The organism is Brachyspira aalborgi (assembly GCF_008016455.1).
Taxonomy (GTDB): Bacteria; Spirochaetota; Brachyspiria; order Brachyspirales; family Brachyspiraceae; genus Brachyspira; species Brachyspira aalborgi.
Genome location: NZ_SAXU01000001.1, coordinates 1,950,622 through 1,971,178 on the forward strand (window position 1 = coordinate 1,950,622; position 20,557 = coordinate 1,971,178).

13 protein-coding genes and 1 pseudogene are annotated in these 20,557 nt (G+C 30.3%); 5 read left to right on the forward strand and 9 right to left on the reverse strand.

Annotated elements, in window-relative coordinates:
• Window positions 1–22 precede the first annotated feature (22 nt).
• Entirely contained in the window at window positions 23–1,711 is a 1,689-nt protein-coding gene (locus tag EPJ79_RS08785) for an ABC1 kinase family protein (RefSeq protein WP_147739206.1), read from the forward strand.
• 330 nt (window positions 1,712–2,041) lie between these two features.
• Here EPJ79_RS08785 and EPJ79_RS08790 read toward each other — a convergent pair whose 3' ends face one another.
• Complete coding sequence (locus EPJ79_RS08790) at window positions 2,042–3,595, reverse strand: bifunctional metallophosphatase/5'-nucleotidase (RefSeq protein ID WP_147739207.1); 1,554 nt, start codon at window positions 3,593–3,595, stop codon at window positions 2,042–2,044.
• 199 nt (window positions 3,596–3,794) lie between these two features.
• On the opposite strand from EPJ79_RS08790, the gene EPJ79_RS08795 reads away from it, so the two are divergent.
• A complete protein-coding gene (locus tag EPJ79_RS08795) occupies window positions 3,795–5,258 on the forward strand; it encodes a S41 family peptidase (RefSeq protein ID WP_147739208.1) in 1,464 nt (487 codons plus the stop codon).
• A 104-nt stretch (window positions 5,259–5,362) separates the two neighbouring features.
• Here the strand turns inward: EPJ79_RS08795 and ptsP are convergent, their stop codons facing one another.
• The 4 genes from ptsP to EPJ79_RS08815 all read right to left on the reverse strand — a co-directional run bounded on the left by ptsP (window position 5,363) and on the right by EPJ79_RS08815 (window position 9,721).
• Complete coding sequence (gene ptsP, locus EPJ79_RS08800) at window positions 5,363–7,126, reverse strand: phosphoenolpyruvate--protein phosphotransferase (RefSeq protein ID WP_147739209.1); 1,764 nt, start codon at window positions 7,124–7,126, stop codon at window positions 5,363–5,365.
• 17 nt (window positions 7,127–7,143) lie between these two features.
• Window positions 7,144–7,410, reverse strand: a complete 267-nt coding sequence (locus EPJ79_RS08805; RefSeq protein ID WP_021958846.1) for an HPr family phosphocarrier protein — start codon at window positions 7,408–7,410, stop codon at window positions 7,144–7,146.
• A gap of 138 nt (window positions 7,411–7,548) precedes the next feature.
• On the reverse strand, window positions 7,549–8,322 hold the full coding sequence (locus tag EPJ79_RS08810) for a type III pantothenate kinase (RefSeq protein ID WP_147526296.1): 774 nt from the start codon (window positions 8,320–8,322) through the stop codon (window positions 7,549–7,551).
• A gap of 4 nt (window positions 8,323–8,326) precedes the next feature.
• Window positions 8,327–9,721: a CCA tRNA nucleotidyltransferase gene (locus EPJ79_RS08815; RefSeq protein WP_147739210.1), complete on the reverse strand. Its 1,395-nt coding sequence runs from the start codon at window positions 9,719–9,721 to the stop codon at window positions 8,327–8,329.
• A 220-nt stretch (window positions 9,722–9,941) separates the two neighbouring features.
• On the opposite strand from EPJ79_RS08815, the gene ligA reads away from it, so the two are divergent.
• A complete protein-coding gene (ligA, locus tag EPJ79_RS08820) occupies window positions 9,942–11,933 on the forward strand; it encodes an NAD-dependent DNA ligase LigA (RefSeq protein ID WP_147739211.1) in 1,992 nt (663 codons plus the stop codon).
• Between the two features lie 522 nt (window positions 11,934–12,455).
• Complete coding sequence (locus EPJ79_RS11580; protein WP_158634366.1) at window positions 12,456–12,767, forward strand: hypothetical protein; 312 nt, start codon at window positions 12,456–12,458, stop codon at window positions 12,765–12,767.
• A 391-nt stretch (window positions 12,768–13,158) separates the two neighbouring features.
• Here EPJ79_RS11580 and EPJ79_RS08825 read toward each other — a convergent pair whose 3' ends face one another.
• From EPJ79_RS08825 to EPJ79_RS08835, 3 genes are read right to left on the reverse strand one after another with little or no spacing between them, the layout of a single operon-like run.
• Entirely contained in the window at window positions 13,159–16,344 is a 3,186-nt protein-coding gene (locus EPJ79_RS08825; RefSeq protein ID WP_147718035.1) for an efflux RND transporter permease subunit, read from the reverse strand.
• 42 nt (window positions 16,345–16,386) lie between these two features.
• The gene (locus EPJ79_RS08830; RefSeq protein ID WP_147739212.1) at window positions 16,387–17,886 is read right to left on the reverse strand and encodes a TolC family protein; all 1,500 of its coding nucleotides are present in this window, start codon (window positions 17,884–17,886) and stop codon (window positions 16,387–16,389) included.
• A 23-nt stretch (window positions 17,887–17,909) separates the two neighbouring features.
• Window positions 17,910–18,593 (reverse strand): TetR/AcrR family transcriptional regulator, encoded by a 684-nt coding sequence (locus EPJ79_RS08835; protein ID WP_147739213.1) that lies wholly within the window; start codon window positions 18,591–18,593, stop codon window positions 17,910–17,912.
• A 193-nt stretch (window positions 18,594–18,786) separates the two neighbouring features.
• Between EPJ79_RS08835 and EPJ79_RS08840 the strand changes: the two are divergent.
• A pseudogene (locus EPJ79_RS08840) lies at window positions 18,787–19,676 on the forward strand (Rpn family recombination-promoting nuclease/putative transposase).
• 113 nt (window positions 19,677–19,789) lie between these two features.
• Here EPJ79_RS08840 and EPJ79_RS08845 read toward each other — a convergent pair.
• Entirely contained in the window at window positions 19,790–20,458 is a 669-nt protein-coding gene (locus EPJ79_RS08845; protein ID WP_147739214.1) for a PorT family protein, read from the reverse strand.
• Window positions 20,459–20,557 lie beyond the last annotated feature (99 nt).

Genomic DNA, 20,557 nt, shown 5'->3' on the forward strand with positions numbered 1-20,557 from the left:
AAATAATTAGGAAAACTTTCAAGTGGCTAATATAAAATCAATAAATAGAACTAGAGAAATAATATCAATAATAATAGCTTACGGTTTCAGAGATATAATTGCCGTAACTCCAATACTTAAAATAGTCAATAAACCAATTTCAAAAGTCAACATAAAATATAAAGGATTGGATTTAAGAAAATATAGCAGAGGGCAGAGATTAAGAATGGCTCTTGAAGAATTGGGAACGACTTTTATAAAACTTGGACAGATTTTATCAAACAGAAACGATATACTTCCTAAAGATATAACGGACGAATTAAGCAAGCTACAAAATCATGTTAAACCTTTTGACGAAAACGAAGCGATTAATATAATTGAAAAAGAACTTGGAAAAACTATAGACGAAGCTTTTAAATCTTTTGAAAGAACGCCTAAAGCAAGTGCTTCAATATCTCAAGTTCATGAAGCCGTTTTAAAAAGCGGAGAGAAGGTAGCGATAAAAGTAAAGCGTCCCGATATAGAAGATAAAATATTAACCGACATAGAAATTATAGTATGGCTTTCAAATATTTTGGAAAAGCATAACGAAGAATACGCTTTTATGCAACCTCAAAAACTTATAAAGGCTTTTAAAGGACAACTTTTACAGGAATTAGATTTTAATTTTGAAAAAAACAATACGATTAAATTTGCAAAATATTTTGAAAAAAATAAAAATGTAAAAATAGCGAAAATATACGAAGATTACAGCACGAAAAATATATTAACTATGGAATATATAGACGGAATAAAAATTTCGGATATATCGCCAGACGATACAAAATACGATAGAAAAAAACTCGTTTCAATAGGAGTAGACGCGGTTTTAGAGCAAATATTTATGCTTGGATTTTTTCACGCGGACCCGCATCCTGGAAATCTAATGGCTTTAGAAAATAATGTTTTATGTTTTATAGATTTTGGAATGATAGGATTTATTCCTCCGAATTCAAAAGACGCTTTTTCGGATATTATTGTTAGCATAAGCTCCGCCGATTATTTAACTTTATCAAAATCGATACTCGAATTATGCAATCATAACGAAATAACAAATATAGAAGAGTTCAATACGGCGATTTTTGTTTTTATAAGCAAATATATAGATATGCCTTTAGATAATATAAATATGGAAGATATATTTAACGAACTTATATATATTATAAGAGAGTTTAAATTGAGTTTGCCAAGCAATATTATGCTTTTAATAAAATCTTTAATCGTGCTTGAAGGCGTGGCAAGAAATTTGGATAAAAGTTTAAAAATAATAGAACATATTAAACCTTTCGCTTTAAGATATGTTAAAGACAGATTAAAACCCGACAATATCTTTAAGCAGTCTAAAAATTTAATTTTGGATTATTCTAAAGTATTGAAAAATATTCCTTCCGATTTATCCGACTTTATTGAAATGGTAAAAAAAGGAAGCGTGAAAGTTCAACTTGAGCATAAAAAACTCGATATATTATCAAGCACTTTGGACGGTTTGGCTGATAGATTAAGCTATTCAATAGTTTTGGCTTCATTGATAATTTCAAGCGCGTTTATTTTAAGCGCAAAAATTCCTCCATTAATTCATGGCGTTTCGATAATTGGAATTATTGGTTTTGTAATATCTGGAATAATGGGTTTTATCATGATAATAAGCAGATTTATAAAGAAGTATATTAATAGGAATAAGAATAATTACTAATATATTTTCGTTACGAGGATATTTATAGACGAAGAAATCCACTATAGAATTCAAAACGGAATACTTAAGGTTTGTAGTATTATCATTATTGCAAGGCTCTGCCGAAACAATTAATTTTTCCCGTAATTGATAGGAGAAAGTCCGAAGCAATCTACTACTTCTCGACATCGCAAACAATCAAACTTTTTAATCGCCTAAAATTATGAAAACTTTTAAAGTAAATATCAAGTAAAAAAATCGAAAAAATTCTTAAATTTATAAACTTTTGCAATTTTATTAAATTTAATAATACATTTAATACATATTTTTAACATTACATAAAAATAGAATTTATTCAAACATAACTCTCGGATTTTCGTCTATATAAGATTGCGGAATATTATTAAGTTCTTTTATTTTTGAAATCATAGCGTCTCTTATATCGTTTCCCGTCATAACTATATTTTTTCCTTTTTTCGCTATGGCGTTTCCTTCGCTATCGGTATATCCGTCTCCTCCTAAAAATACGAAACTTGATAAAGCTATATTATAATCTTTAGCGGGATTTATATCTTCTCCGTTTAATTTTGCATATATCAAATCTCCATTTTCGCCGTTATATTTTACTTCCATTCCTTTAGATAGTTGCAAGAAAGCTCCAGCTCCTCTCTTTTTTCCTGAAATTTTTAACATTTCAATAACATCCGCTCCCGATAACGAAACTATTATAACCTCATTATCGAAAGGAAAAAATTCGTTTTGAATATTTCCCAATGTTATATCGCCTTTTTTTAAAGGCGTTCTTAAACTTCCAGAATTCATTAAAACTATATCTATATTAGGATAAGAATCTATTACCAAATCGGATGCAAAATTTCCGAGTGCCATCGAATTAGACCTTATTCCCGCATGTTGCAATTCAAAAGGCAAAGAACCTATTTTTACTTTAAACTCTTTATCGATAGTTCCTTTCATTTCGGCAATAAATTTTAACATTTCGCTATCTTGTTTTATATTTTCGTCCATAGGAATTAGTTTATAAATTAAATTTGCTTTATCTACAATTCCGTTTGAAACAGACAAATCAATATGTCCTAAATTCATTCCATAATAACCCGTTTGAACTATCGGAGTTCCTTTAACTATATCCGCTTCTTTTAATTCCGTATGGCTATGTCCTCCGATTATAATGTCAAAAGTGTTTGGCATAGCTTCGGCGACTTTTTTATCCGCTTCATGCCCGATATGACTTAAAAGAATTGTAATATCGTTAGTTTTATGCAAAGGCGTCTTTTTAATAAAATCTTTTAACGCTTTTATCTCTTCCTCAAAAATCAAATCTTTAATATATTCGGGATTATAAACAGCATCGGTTGTAGTTAAACCTATTATTGCAATATTCAAACCGTTAATATTTGTGGTAATATAAGGCGTAGCATATAAACTATTATCATTTTTATTTTTTATATTAATCGACAATGTTGGAAATTTTCTTTCTTTCATTATTTCGGTAAAATTTTCAAGCCCATAATCTACAAAATGATTTCCTATAGTCGCAGCGTCAACTCCAATCATATTCATTATATCGACTTCGTCTCTACCCTTAAAAACCGTTGAATAAACGCTTCCCGTAATCGTATCGCCCGCATGCAAAATTAAAACATTATCGTTTGTCGCTTTGATTTCTTTTATATAAGCAGCTCTTCTTGCCGCTCCGTATTTATGATTAGTTTGAGGATTATCTCCTTTCGTGATTATAATTTCTTCTTCGTCTCTTCCATGCGTGTCGTTCATGTGTATTATTGTAAGATTTCCCGAGTTATCGCTTTTCTTTGTTTGTCCGCATGAAAAAGCGAATGCAGATATAATAGTAAAAATTAAAACATAAATAAATTTTTTAATCATAATTATTCTCCTTAAAAAAATATTCAATTTATTATAGATTAAAGTATATTTCATATAATATTATTGTCAATAAAAAACCGTAAAATTAATTAAAAATTCTTAATTTATAATAATTTTTATATATTATTTTTTTACATTATATGATATAATTTATTTTATATATAAAACTTATTAAATTCATTAAAAAGGAAAGTAGATTATGATAAAAAATAAAGAAAGAGCTTTATGGATATTTTTACTAATTTTTGTATTGGCAATTTCATTTTTCAATTTTAAAAGTCCTTCAATGGCAATAGCTCAACAAGGCAAAGCCCAGTCGGATAATGATTTTTATTATTATAGCAGATTGTTTCAAAAAGTTTTTGCAACGCTTCAACAAAATTTTGTAGATACGAATAATGTGACTACAAAAAAATTAATGTATGGAGCTATAAAAGGAATGCTCGAAGCGACTGACGACCCTTTTACTTTTTTGCTTGACGAAAAATTAAACGAAGCTTTAAATACAGAAATGTCGGGCAAATACGGAGGAGTCGGACTTTCAATTTCAAAACAACCCGATAAAGGACTTTTGGTTGTAGCTCCTATAGAGGATGGACCAGGAGAGAAAGCGGGAATACTTCCAGGCGATATAATTATCGCTATTGACGGCAAAAGCGCTAAAGATATGGCTGTAGATACGGCGGCAAATATAATGAGAGGAAAGGAAGGCACTAAAATAACTCTAACTATAGTTCGAGATGGAGTTCCCGATTCTATAGAATTTCCTTTAACGAGAGCTTTAATAGAAATAAAAAGCGTAAAATATAGAATGCTTGATAAGATTATCGGATATATAAGAATTACGAATTTCGGTGATGACACTTCAAAAGAACTTGACATAGCGCTTAAAGATTTAAAGAAAAGCGGAATGCAAAAATTGATTTTAGATTTAAGAAATAATCCAGGCGGAAGATTAGACACGGCAATAAATATAGTTGAAGAGTTTTTATCTGACGGAAAAATAGTTTATACGAGAGGAAGAACGAAAAACGAGAATCAAGATTATTTTGCTTCAAGAAAAGGAGACGAATGGACTAAAGGCGATATGCTTGTTTTGGTTAATCAATATAGCGCTTCGGCTTCCGAAATTCTTGCTGGCGCATTGCAGGATAATAAAAGAGCAAAACTTTTGGGCGAGACGACTTTTGGAAAATTTAGCGTTCAATATGTGCTTCCTTTAGATTCGAGAGATAATACTTCTTTCAAATTTACCGTAGCTCATTATTATACTCCTAACGGCAGAAGATTACATGGAAAAGGAATAACGCCCGATTATGTGGTTGTCGAAGAAAAATTAAGCGCTTTAGATATCACGGCATTAACCGAATTGAGAAAGAGCGGACAAATATCTTCTTATGTTAAGAGATATCCTAACGAAAATTCGGACGCTACGGCTTTGCCTAGATTTAAAGAAGAATTGAAAAATAAAAATATTATCCCGAGCGATTATTTGCTTGAGCGATTAATATATAACGAACGCAATTTAGGTAATTACAATGAAATAGTAGATATGCGATACGATAAACAATTAAAAGCGGCTATAAATTATCTTGAAAACGGAAAAGAACCGCCGCAAGATAAAGAAGAGCCGAGAGAAAATTGGTATAATGAAAGCGAATAAAATAAATTAGCCAATTATTTATCATTTATCATAATAAAATAGAGAGGTTGTTAAAAAATTTAATAGCCTCTCTACAATTTTAAATTATATAAAATTAAATCAAATCAATAACTTATAGTATCGCCTCTTTCATGTATTTCCATAAATCGCAATAACTCCGCTTTAACCTCTTCGGAAGTTGAAAGAGTAAGAACTCTTTTTGCAAGCATAGCGCATTCCGCTTTATCCAAAGATATAATCATTTTTTTAACTTCGGGAATAGATATCGCCGACATAGAAAATACATCTAATCCGAGTCCGAAAAGCAAAGGAACGGCAAGCAAATCTCCCGCAAGCTCTCCGCACATTGAAATAATTATTCCGCTTGAATGAGCGCCGTCTATAGCCATTTTTATAGCTATTAAAACGGAAGGATTATAAGGGTCGCAAATTGAGGCGATTTTTTCGTTTCCTCTATCCGAAGCCAAAGTATATTGAGTCAAATCGTTAGTTCCAATTGAAAAGAAATCGGATTCTCTTGCAAAACTTTCTGCTCTAAATATAACGGAAGGAGTTTCTATCATTATTCCAAGTTCCAAAGATTCGTTGAAAGTTATATTTTCTTTTATAAGTTCCAATTTGCAATCGTTAAATATCGCTTTAGCCTTTCGCAATTCTTCTATAGAAACTATCATAGGAAGCATTATTTTTACTTTTCCAAAAGCGGAAGCTCTTAATAATGCTCTAAATTGAGTTTTTATAATAGCTGGTTTGTCTAAACATATTCTTAAAGCTCGCCAACCTAAAGCTGGATTTTCTTCTGTCGGCATATCCAAATAAGGCAAATGTTTATCGCCGCCTATATCCATAGTCCTAATTGTAACGGTGTGTCCGCTCATAGCTTCAACTACTTCTTTATAAGCTTTAAACTGTTCTTCTTCGGTAGGAAAATCGGTATTTTCCATAAATAAAAATTCAGTTCTATAAAGCCCTATTCCGTCAGCGCCGTTTTTTAAAGCTCCGCCCAAATCTGCAGGAGAGCCGATATTAGCGTAAACTCTTATTTTTGTTCCGTCTTTTGATATGGCGTCTCTATGCGCATATTCTTTTAATAGCGCTCTGCTTTTATCAAATTCTTCTTTTAATTTTTTGCATTCTTCTATAGATTTTTCGGTAGGCTCTATAATTACTCCGCCCGTATTTCCGTTTAATATTATGCTTAAATCGTTGCCTTTATTTGAAATAGATTTAATTTCTTTAATTATACTTCCAATGCCTACAACCGCGGGTATCTCTAAAGACCTAGCCATAATAGAAGTATGGGAAGTTCTGCCGCCTATTTCTGTTATAAAACCTAAAGTATTTTCTAAATTTAAATTCGCCGTGTCCGAAGGAGTTAAATCTCTCGCTACGATTATTGAATTTTCGGAAACTTCGGATAATTCTAATATTTTCTCGCCAAGCAAATTTCTAATCCATCTATCCGCTATATCGGCTAAATCGCCCGCTCTCTCTCTCAAATATTCGTCCTGAACATCGCTTAATATTTGTCTGTAAACTTCAATTCCTCTCGATAAAGCGTAATCGGCGGAAACTTTTTCATCGTTTATTATATCGTTTACTTCTTGAAGCAAATCTTCATCTTCAAGCAAAGTAATATGAGCGTCAAATATTGCGGCTTTTTCCTCTGAAACTTTTTTTGCTGTAGTTTCTCTTATTTTTTGCAATTGCTCTTTTGTTTTATTTCTGCCTTCTATAAGTTTTGCCTTTTCTTCTTCGGGATTTTTGCAAGGACATTTATTTATTTCAACTTCTTTTTTTTCAAATAAATAAACTTTTCCTATTGCTATTCCAGGCGATACGGCTATTCCAGTAATTCTTTTTTCCATAAAATATATTCCAAAAATTAATCTTTTAAGTTAGATAAAAATTCTTCTATTTTCTTTAACGCCTCTTTTTCATTATCGCCATCGCAATAAATCGTAAGAACAGAGCCTTTTTTAACGCCTAAAGAAAGAACTTTTAAAAGAGAAGCCGCATTTACTCTTTTTCCAGCTTCGTTTTCAGCTTCCACTTTGCATCCTGATAGCGATTTTATAAATGTAACGAATTCGTTTCCAGGTCTCGCATGAAGTCCCGTTTCATTTTGTATTGTAAATTTACCCGTAGTCATTTAATATACTCCTTGATTTATTCAATCATATTTTTTTTATATTTTAAAGTATAACCATTTTTTATTATTTGTCAAATTTGATAATATTAAAGATTACTTTAGACAATAATTATAAATTTTTCTTTTTATTATAATTCTTTATCTACCGTATTTTTTATCAACCATATTAAAATAAGTTCCTTGCATTACCAAATAAGGATATATTTTACATTTAAGTAATTTTAAATTCGATATTCCGCCCGTTAAAAATATTTTGCTTTTTAAATTATACTTTTCTTTTATATTTTTTTTAATTTCATTAACTCCATAATTTACGCTTCCAATAGTATTGTATATTGCTCCCGACATAATTCCGTCTTTAGTATTATTATTTAAAGGATTAGGAATCGATTCTATAGGACCAATTTCATGGTAAGGCAAAGAAGTTCTGCTCGATAAAGCTTTATAACTCGTTTTTGTTCCGCTCATTATCATTCCGCCTAAAAATATAAAATCCGAAGTCATAACGCTTATAGTCGTTGCCGTTCCCATATCGACAACTATCGAAGCGTATCTTTCGTTTTTATTATAACCTTCAAAACATATTGAAGCGTATGTTGCAAGAAGTCTATCTATTCCAACCGCGTCTTTAGGCTCATATAAATTGCCTTTCAATTTTACATCTTTATAAGTTACTCTATAAACATCTTTTTTCAAAACATCCTTTATTGAAGAGACAAATATATCGTTTCTATCAAAACAAACGCTGCTATAAAATACTTTGTCTATCTTGTAATTGTCTTTTACTTCTTTTAATGTCGATAGTATATGCCTTATATTATAACTATTCACATTAAAATATAAAGGATTATGGCTTTTGTCGAATACGGCTAATTTCATTCTCGTATTTCCTATATCGGCTATAAGATACATTTTTTCATTCCTCTTTTTTTATATTATTTTCTTCTAAAAAAAGTCTCGTCTTTTCAATGAGACATTCTTTACTATTTAAATTTGGTTCGTCTAATATTAATTCAAGCAAATAATTTAATATCTTTCCTACAATCGGACTTGGTTTTAAATTAAACTCTTTCATTAAATCGTTTCCGTTGATTTTCAAATCTTTAACCGTTATAGCGTTTTCTTCTTCGATTATCTTATCTATTCTTGCCAATAATTTAGGTATCGCTCTGCTTTCTTTCTCCTTTCTGTTTCCGCTTCCAATTCTGTCCGCTTCTCTTAATTTTAATAAAGGTTTTATATTTTCTACTCCAACCGCTTTCATAAATCTTCTAACCGCTCCGTCAGTCCATTCATCCTGATAATAAAACATATGATGCCTAACTAAAAGAGTGACAAAATCTATTTCCGCATTTGAATATTTTAATCTCTTCATAACTTTTTTAGCGATATTTGAACCTACGACTTCATGATTATAATAAACAGGCTCTTCTTGTTTTGAAACTTTTTTTTGAACCATAGGTTTTGCTATATCATGAAATAAAGCCGATAATCTAACTAATAAAGTTAACTCTTCAGTTTCTAAAGGCTCAACCGCTTGTATAGTATGAAGTATATGATAATAAACATCGTATTTATGAAATCTATTTTGAGAGACTCCAAAACCTTGCATAAGTTCGGGCATTATTAAGTTGAGTATTCCCGTTTTTCTTAATAATTCCAATCCTCTAAAAGGATTATCGGAAACTAAAATTCCGTTAAACTCTTCTCTTATTCTTTCATAAGCTATAGAAGTTAACATTTCCGTAGAATGACATATTGCATCAAAAGTTTCTTTCTCTATATCAAAATTTAATCTTGTCGCAAATCTTATAGCTCGCATTATTCTTAATCCGTCTTCTGAAAATCTTTCATAAGGATTTCCAACCGAACGAATAATTTTATTTTCAATGTCTTTAACTCCGTCAAACATATCGATAAGATTTCCGTCTAAAACATTATAAGCCATCGCGTTAATAGTTAAATCTCTTCTTGGCAAATCGTCCTCAATGCTCGCCGTATATTCTACTTTATCGGGATGCCGTCCATCGCTATAATTTCCATCGCTTCTGAAAGTCGTTATTTCTACATGCATATCGTCAAGTATTACTAAAATCGTTCCATGCTTTATTCCCGTAGGCACGGTATATTTAAATATTTTTTGAACATCTTCAGGTTTCGCATTCGTGGCTATATCGTATTCTTTTGGAATAAATCCCATAATAGAATCTCTAACCGAACCGCCGACTAAAAAACATTGAAACCCTTTCGTATTCAATATTCTCGCTATTTCTTTTACCTGTGCGGGTATATTGTTAAATATTTTCTCCAAATTATAAATCCCTATTAATCTTTTTAACTATATAGTATATACATTTTTACATTAATTACAAATTAATAGAGTATAAAAGAAAGCTAAAAATATATTTTATTTTGATTGCTTTGTAATATAAATAGTCTTTCAACGACAAATAAGAGATTGATTATATATTGTATTCTAATAATTAATCTAATATAATAAAAGTATAAAAAATTAAGGACGAATATTAATTATGAATATAGAAGAAGCAAAAAACAGAATAAAAAAATTAACCGAAGAGATTAATTATCATAATAAACTTTATTACACGGACGATAATCCCGAAATTGAAGATTATCAATACGATAAACTTTTTAGAGAGCTTGAAAATTTGGAGAGAGATTTCCCACAATTCAAAGATAAAAATAGTCCTACGAATAAAGTCGGCGGAATGATTTTAGAAAAGTTTGAAAAGTTTGAGCATCCAATTGCAATGTATTCTCTTTCAAATGTTATGAATGAAGAAGAATTTTTTGACTTCGATAATAGAATGAAAAAAGAGACTAATTCAAAAAATATAAAATATACCGTAGAAAATAAATTTGACGGTTTGGCTTTAGAGCTTATTTATCAAAATGGAAAATTGATTGTTGCAAGCACGAGAGGAGACGGACAAGTCGGAGAAAATGTTACGAATAATGTTAAAGTAATGAATAATGTTCCAAAAAATATTAAAGAAAAAAATAAACTTATAATTAGAGGCGAGGCTTTAATAACGAAAAAAGATTTTGAGGCTTTAAACAGAGAAAGAGAAGAGCTTGAAGAAGTGCCTTTTGCAAATCCAAGAAATGCGGCATCGGGAGGATTAAGACAATTAGATAGTTCGGAAAGCAAGAAGAGAAGATTAAAATTTTTCGCATATCAAATTGCAAATTATAAAGATTTTAATTTAACAAACGAATATAAGGCAATGGAATTTTTATTAAGTTTAGATTTTACCGTTGAAGGAGTTCATCCAAATATTGACGCTAAAGAAGTTTTGAAAATATATAACGAAATTCAATTAAACAGAAATAAAATGGATTATGAGATTGACGGACTCGTGATTAAAGTTGATGATATCAAATCGCAAGAAAAATTAGGATTTTTATCTCGCGCTCCAAGATTTGCCGTAGCTTTTAAGTTTAAGCCCGAAGAGAAAGAAACTTTATTAAATAATATAGAGGTTCAAGTTGGAAGGACGGGAGCATTAACGCCTGTGGCAAAATTAAAACCCGTTCAAGTCGGAGGCGTTATCGTTTCAAATGTCACTCTTCATAATCCTAATGAAATAAAATCTAAAGATATAAGAATTGGCGATACGGTTGCAGTTATAAGGTCGGGAGATGTTATACCTAAAATTGTGAGAGTAAATTTAGATAAACGCCCGAAAGAAAGTAAAGAGTTTGTTTTTCCAAATAAATGTCCCGTTTGCGGAGGCGATACGGCGATAACCGAAGGCGATGTAATAGTTAGATGCATCAATGAAGAATGTCCAAGCAAAATTACAAAGTATATAGAATATTTTGTTTCAAAAGCTGCTATGAATATAGACGGAATAGGCAAAGAATGGATAGCGACTTTTACAAAAAGCGGACTTGTTAAAAATCCTGCCGATATTTATAAAATAAAAAAAACAGATTTGTATAAATTTGAAAGAATGGGAGAGAAGCTTGCCGACAATATGTTAAACTCTATAAAAGAAAGCAAGAAAACAACTTTAAAAAGATTTATATATTCTTTAGGAATGCGTCAAGTCGGAGAGACTACAGCCGATTTACTCGCTAAATATTTTACTTCGATAGAAAGTTTTAAAAAAGCGACTATAGAAGATTTGGAAAATATAGAAGGCATAGGAGAGATTAGCGCAAAAAGTATTTACGATTTTTTGAATAATGATAAATCGAAAAAAATAATAGACGATTTGCTCGCTGTTGGAGTAGAACCTATATTTGAAAAAATGGCAATTACGGAATCGAAATTAACGGGCAAGAATGTAGTTATAACGGGTTCTATTGAAGGTTTTACAAGAACATCGGCAAAAGAAACTGCCGAAAGATTGGGAGCAACGGTTCAATCTTCCGTGTCGAAAAATACCGATATATTAATAGTCGGAGAGAAAGCGGGAAGCAAATTAAAGAAAGCGGAAGAATTGGGAATTGAAATTATGCCCGCGGATGATTTTATTAAACTTGTTAATGAGTAAAATTTTTTAAAAATAAACGCTTGATATATTTTTAAAAATATTTTATAATTATAAAAGTTAATTAATAAATATTTAAATTATTTTGTTGACAAAAATTTTTAAATGTTGTAAAATATTATTAAATTAATTAAATTAAATAGTTGACAAATTTTTTAAATATTATATAATATTGTTAAATTAAATTAATCAATATTGAAAAAAATTAAAATAAACTATTGACTAATTTTTTTAAATGTTATATAATTTAATTGTAAAAGTATTTGCCGAGAAATCGGCGAGGAAAGTTTGATATGAAAATTACGATAAATAACTATACTGTAAATTTGTTAAGCAAAGCAAAGCAAAGCAAAGCAAAGCAAAGCAAAGCCATAATTATATCTTAAATAATTATTTTAAATTTCTATTTCAAAAATATTTTTTACATTTAGTTAAAACTTTTTTAACTTCAATCAACTTTGATAGCTTATCAGAGAGAAATCTCTGTTTAGTTATAAAAAATTTTATTCAAAAGGATTGTGCAATATGAAACACACAAAAAACATTCTTAAATCTTTATTAATAACGGTAATGGCTTTATCGTTATTGGCAGTTAGCTGTAGCAAGGACGAAAGCAAACCTACTAATCCAACGCCAACTAAAACTAAACTGCAAGTAGCAAAAGAAACAGCAGCAACAGCAGCAACAGCAGCAGCAACAGCAGCAACAGAAGCAACAGCAGCAGCAGCAAAAGTAACAAATAAAAGTACTTTTGATAGTGAAAACCTAAAAGAAAAAGTTGATGCTTTAAAAGAAAAAGTTGATGCTTTAAAAACAGCAGTAGACAAATTACAATAAAGAAGCATATATCGAATAAAATAAAGATTTAAGACAACAACCTCTATGTTCATAAGAGCATAGGGGTTTTATTTTTATAAAGAAATTTATAATTTTATTTGTTTGGACGCGGTTTATACTCAATTGTATAAACCGTTTTTTTATGTATTAATTTCATTTTTTATTAAGTAAAACGAGCAAAAATCTATACTTTTTTATAGCAAAAAAGTAAGAGTAAATTTTGACTTTATTTAATAAAAAGATTAACTTTCGGCATTTGCCCTCTTCATTCTTTATGCCGTAAGCAAATCAATTGCCTTAACAATTCATAAAAAAGCATCAAGTATTATAATCCCTTATTATAGAATTTATAATTCTTTCATTTCATATCATAGTAATCTATTTTATAAAACTAAATATTAGTATTCGTTATCTCTTCTTTAGGTATTTGCGTTTCTGGAATTTTTATTAATCTTAAATCAAACATTATCATAAACATACAAGGCAAAAATATGAGGGTAAGCAAAGAAGAAAATAAAAGTCCATAAGCCAAAGCCATAACTATAGGTATAATCAAATCCGCTCTTCCGCCAATTCCGTAAACTGTAGGAAGAAGTCCGACAACCGTAGTAATCGTAGTTAAAAATACGGGACGAAGCCTCTGTTTAGAACCGTCAACTATAGCCTTTTTGATTCCTTTTTTTCCGCCTTCTACTCCTCTGTCTATAATATTATTTATCACATCGACAAGTATTATTCCGTTATTAACAACTACTCCCGCAAGTCCTACTATTCCGACTATTCCCATAAACGATAAAGGCATACGATGAAGCGCAAAGCCAAGCAAAACTCCAATAAGCCCGAAAGGAATAATTATCATAATCATTATAGGCTGAATAAATCTATTTAATTGTAATAATAATATTATATAAACGAATATAAAAGCCATAGCAAAACTAAATAATAATTGCTTTAATGCTTTTACCGTTTCTTTAGCCTCGCCTCCAAAATCTAATTTTAATCCTCTATATTCTCTACTGAAATTTTTAAATCTTTCGCTTACGGCATTCATAACCTGTTGAGAAGTATTTTGTCCATATTCTATATCCGCCGTTATCGTTATCGTTCGCTCTCCGTTATAATGTTTCAAAGTTGAAAGTCCGTTTGTAATTTGAATGGTGGCGAGATTTTCAAGATATATAAGTCTGTTTTGTTGATTTGGTATTAAAAGTTTATTCAAATATTCTGTGTCGTAAGTATATTGTTTATCAAACATAACTCTAAAATCTAATTTATTTTCAAGCTCTTGAATATAAGTCGCAACCGTTCCCGTATAAGCCGCTCTCACTTGGCTTGCAACCGTAGAAACATTTACTCCAAGTTGAGCGATTTTATCGTAATCGAATAATATTCTTAATTCGTCCTTTCCGATTTTATCGTCATCGTCAATATTTATAACGCCATTAATTGTAGCCAAATAATCTCTTATTTCAGTTTTTGCTTTTTTAGCAAGCTCAGTATTATTTCCAACTATTTTAATATTTACCGCATCGCCAGGGTTGACATTGCCTTTTGTATTTATAGTAAACACGGGAACATTATCTCTTATATCGGTTTTATCAATCGCTTCGTTTATAAGAGAAACTAAATCATCAGCCGTTCTTTTTCTTTCTGCGGCAGGCACTAAATAAACCATTATTCCCGCAAGACTTCCTTTTTCTTCAGAAATAATATCCTGGTCAACCTGCTGCCCTACAAGAGTGTATAAAGCTATTAATTCTTCGGGTTTTATTACGGAAGAAATTACATCTTCTATTTTTGATATTTGCTCGGTTGTAATATCTTTTGTGCTTCCAATAGGAGTTTCTATATTTATTACTATAGTGTCCGCGCTTGTATCGTATATAAGCACGAAATTTTTAAAACTATTTTGAGCTAAAAATATTGAGCCTATAAGCAAAACTATAAAAGCGGATATAACCAAATATCTTAAATGAAGTAATTTTTCTAACATAAATCCGTAAGGAATTTTCATTTTATCAAATAATTTATCCTTATCAAAATCTAAAGGATTTTTAAATTTACTTTTCTTTTTCTTCGGTTTATAGTTTCTGTATTTGTCTTCTTTATCTTGCAATTGATTTGGAAGCAAAAGAGTAGCCTGAATTAAACTAATTAATAAAGTAAATATAACGATTTTAGGAAATATATTTAATATTTTTCCCATAATACCGCTTATTGTAAGCAAAGGAAAAAACGCCGCAACGGTAGTTAAAGTCGATACAAGCATAGGCATAATAACATCGCTTACTGCAAGCCGAGTCGCTTCAAGTCCCTTATAACCCATTTGTTTAAAGTTAAATATATTTTCAGAAACTACGATAGAGTTATCGACAATCATACCTAAAACCGTAATAACCGCGGCTAAAGACATTGTATTAAATGTTATTCCCGTAGCTCTCATGTATATTAAACAAGAGAACATTGTTATAACCATTCCTAAACTTGTAAATATTGCGCTTTTGAAATCTAAAAATATTATAAGGGCTATAAATATGATTATAAATCCTTGAACCAAATTTGAAGTGACTATTTTTAATAAAGAATTAATAGTTCTCGAATTATCTCCCATAACGGTTATTTGTATATTATCAGGAACTAAATCGGCGTTTTCTTTTAAATATTTATTTACCTCTTCAATAGTTTTTATAATATCCGCATTTTCATTTTTTACAACATCTAAAGAATAACCCGAAGCTTTATTTACTCTCATAAGAACATTTTTTTCTTTAAAGCCCATACTAACCGAAGCTATATCTTTAACTCTAACTCTCTGTCCGTTGAAAGTTGACCTTATAATAACATTTTCCGCTTCTTTTGGATTAGTAAATTCTCCGTAAGTTACTATGGTTTGCTCTTTTCCTTTATTTTCTATATCTCCTCCCGTAGCTCTCACATTTCTTATGCTTAAAGAATTAACTATATCGCTTAAAGAAATATAATTTTGTTGAAGTTTTATAGGGTCGGCATATATATGAATTTCTGGGTCCGTTCTTCCCGATATTCTTATCTCTGAAACTCCGTCCAATCTAACAAGTTCATTTTCTAATCTCTTACTTACATCAAATAATTCTCTTTCATCTCCTTCCATTCCTTCTTTGAAATGCACTCCTAAAGTATAAATTGACATATTAGCTGGATTCAAATCGTAGGTTGTAACTTGGTCAACATCGGAAGACAAATCGGGAACATTTTGCATCTCTCTAAATATTTTATCTTTAACGGGTTGCCTGTTTGGAAGACTCTCGTCAAGTTTTACCATTATTATAGCTATATTTTCAATTATTGTGGTTTGATATTCGTCTATTCCCGCTATTCCTTGTAATTGTTCTTCTATCGGAATAACTGCATTTTGTTCAACATCTAAAGGCGTAGCTCCAGGATAAGTCACCGCTATAAGCATTCTATCCAAATCTGTTGAAGGAAACGATTCTTTTTGTAAATTAAAATAAGAATAAGCTCCTACAAATAAAACCGCCATTACTATTATATTAACAAGCATCGTTTTTTTCGCAAAAAATACTATAATTTTTTCCATTTATTAATTTTCTCCTTAAAATCTATCTTCTCTATTATTTTTTTAATCTATATATTCCATTGCAAGCAAACTTCTATAATCGAATATTGTAGTTATAAATTCGTATTGCAAATTTAATAGTTGCGTCTGCGAAGTTGCAAGTTCGAGTCTCGAAGTGAGCAAATCGTCAACCTCCGCTCTGCCTTGCTCCAATTTTTGCATTTGAGTTGCAATTCTCGAATTTAACGCTCTTATCTGCGCTCTCTTGCTTGATATTAAATTTTTATAAGCGTTGAATCTCGATATATAAGTTTGCAATTGAGTATTATAATCTTTTTCAAGTTTTTCGTATTGAGCTATTACTCCATATAAAGAATTTTCAGCCATTTTATATTGCGCTTTATTAGCTCTGTCGCCAATCGGATAAGAAAATTGCAATCCCGCGAAAAAGTCTACATTAGTCATACTTCCAAAAGACTTAAAATAACCCGAAGTATTTGGAGTAATGCCGTTTAAGTTTACGCTTCCGACTATAGACAAATCGGGTAAATTTCCGCTTTTCATAGCCTCTAAAGTATATTCCGCTCTTAATTTTGATTGATATGCTATCTCTCCGTTTATGCTGTCTGCAAAAGCCACTTCTTCCATTTCCATATTATTTCCCAAATCAATATAAGCGTCCCAAACCGCGTGATCGGGACTATAATTTGTTATGTCGGGAATAAAAAAAGCTATCGTTGTTAAAAGACTATCTAAATAAACTTTATTTTGAGCGAAAGAATCGCTATAAATCATAGTTTGAGTTCTTGCATTTTGATAAGAGTCATTATCTATAAGTCCGCTTTGATATCTTGCTCTCATTTGATTTTCAAAAGCTCTCGCCGTTATATACATGCTTCTATAATACGATAATAATTTTTCATACATTATCCATTGATAATAAATTTTTTGATAAGACGCCAATACTGAAGAATCGTCTAATATTCTTTGGAGTTTTGCAATCGTTAGAGAATATTCTGCATTTTTTATCGGATATTTATCTAACGCTCCGAAAAAATTTCTTAATAAAGGTTGAGAAACTTCTATAGTAAGCGAAGGATAATAATGTTGAGCTTTTATACTATCGCCGTTATGATAATATAATTTTCCATCTAAATATGAATTATGCGTTAAATTAACCGACCATTTAGTTCCGCTATATGGAATTAAACTGCCTACTCCGATTCCCGCTCTTATTCCCGTAGCTTCCGCCGACTTTCCGCCTAAAGAAGATGATAAAGTTCCACTTCCATAAGTCCCAATCGCTCCAAGTTGCGCCGTTAAATTTACATCGCCCGAACTTTTTGCGCTTAAAAGATTCATCTCAGCATTTGTTTCGGCTACGGCGTTTATTTTCATTTCGGGTATCAAATCTCTTATCGCTTCCATATAAGACGAATAACTTACCGTATTTGTAGCTCCGTTTGAATTCGATTGAGCGTATAGATGCATGCTCAAAAATATTGACAAACAAACTGCAATTTTTATCGATTCTAATTTTATTAATTTTTTTAATTCTGTCATTAATTCTCCTTGATTGTTATTTTCTATTTCTTTTTTATCTCTTTATTTTTTATTTTGCTTCCCATTAAAAATAATATCGTTTTATAAATTGTTTCTACCAAATCGTCTAATTTTGTTTCCAAATCAATTTTATAATCTCTATTTTTATTGTAATATTTTGTTAAAATTAATTCCATCTCAATTCCTTTTAACATACTAACTATTTGCATATATATATTTTGCGAAGTGGTTATAGGATTAAAATATCTTTCGTTTATTTTTTTATCAAAGTAAATAAATAAAGTTTCAATCCAATATGCAAAATTAATATTTGAGCTAATTTTTCTTGCATATATTTTTAACCTCTTTTTATCGTTAATAAGTATAGGATATAATTCAAAAAATATTTTACCGTATTCTTTAGTCGCTTCAAAAAAATAATTTTTATAGGCTTCTAAAAATTCAAATATAGCTTTTTCAGGATAATCATAATTATTTTTTATAATATCTTTCGGGTTTACCAAAATTTTATTTCTGTTAATCAAAGAAATTATAATATCGTCTATATTAGAATAATATTTATAAACTCCTCCATGACTTAATTTTGATTCTTTTATTATATCTTTCATACTAACCGTATATGACGGTTTTTTGGAAAATACTTTTAAAGCGGCGTCAAGTATTATTTTTCTTTTATTATCAAAATATTCTTTGCTTACTTTTGGCATTTCAAATCTCTTTTATTATATTTAACTATAACCAATATTTTATAAAAAAATAAAATGACATATATGTCGTTTTTATTTAAGAATTGATTTTATATAACATTAAAAATATTGTCAATATGAAAAATAAAAAATATTGTAATTTAAATATAATTTAAATTTTGACAAATAAAATATATTCTGTTATAATATTCTTATGAATAAAAAACCTTTTAATGCGCTTAATGATTGTTTCGTTCGCTATTTTTTCGCGTACAAAGGAGGCGAAAAAGTTTTACTCGATTTTATAAACGCCGTTATGATTAGCGCAGACATGAAAACTTTTAAAGCCGTTGAAATTCTTAATCCGTTTAATCTAAAAAGACATTATAAATATAAAGAGACAATTGTTGATGTAAAATGCATTACTAAAAACGGAACGGTTGTAATTATCGAAGTTCAATTATCGGGCAATTCAAGATTTCCTGAAAGAATACTTTATCATTGGGCGGCGAATTATAGCAAACTTTTAAAGAAAGGCGAAGAGTATGAGGATTTGACGCCCGTAATAAGTATCAATCTTCTTAATTTTAATTTGGATAAAAAGAGTAGTAATGTTCACAGTTGCTATATGATTTACGATACAAAAAATGCAAGGTTGCTAACCGACCATTTACAGATACATATAATAGAATTAAAAAAATTCAAATTCAAAGATAATGATTTAAAAAAGGATTTAAATTATTGGCTTGGATTTTTCACTACAAATAATATGGCACGACTGTGCGCAGTAGCGAGGCTTATATGTCAGAAATAGTAAAAGAAAAACCTATAATGGAAGAAGCTCACAAGAGATATAATAATTTTATCAGAAGTCGATTAATGATGAGCGAGTATGAGAAAAAAGAAATCTATCAATACGATAAACAAATAACGCTTAAAGAAGAAAGACAAGAAGGAATTAAAGAAGGTAGAAGAGAGGGAAAAATTGAAGGAGAAAGAGACAAATCAATTTTGATAGCCAAAAATCTAAAAAAAGCAGGTTTAGATATAAAATTTATTAGCGAAAATACAGGCTTAACCATAAAAGAAATTGAAAAATTATAAATCCCACTTCTTTTTTAATTTTAATATAAATAAAAAACAACGGACGAAGTATTTAACCTCGCCCGTTCAAGTGTATTAGAATTTATATAAAAAAATTTGAAAAAGATTTTGCTTTATGCTTTCGGTCCAAATTTAAAGCCTAACTCTACGCCTATATCGAAGCTATTAAAACCAAGAGGGTCGCCGCCAAAAATTGTAATTTTAGCAATATCTCCGCCCAAATATAAGCCTACATTTAAAGCTAATTTATCCGTAAAGAAAATAGAATAATCAAAAGTGGCTTTAACATAACCTATAACAGCTGGGAAGAAGAATTCGAACACTTCTAATTTTTCACTGAATTTCTCACCGCCATCCTTCACTATCATTTTTCCGCCGAGAGGAACTTTAACGCCTCCGCCAATTCCTATTGAAAACGCGCCAATATTGAATTTAGGAAGTAAACCTAATTGAAAGCTATCTATTTGAAAACTGTAAGAGCCATCTACTCCTTTTCCAAATTTCGCAACATAAGAATCATGAGCATAGCCCAATTCAAACAATGCGCTAATTCCGAAACCGTTTACCACTTGAGCCATATAACCCAACTGCGCTGAAACTCCAGCGTCAAAACCTACGCCGCCTTCTAGTGCAAGAGAATCTTTAATGTCTTTTGAAGGCATACCTATGCCAACTCCGAGTGGCACATTCAATAAAAACTCGAACCCACTTGCCGCAAATGCCGATACGCTAAAAATCATCGTCATTGCAATTGTTAGAAGAAATTTTTTAATTTTTTTCATTTTGTTATCTCCTTTTATGAAAAATTTTTTATTTATAACAAAATCGGGTTTCTTCTCTCCCGATAAGTTATCAAAGTTGATTGAAGTCAAAAAAGATTT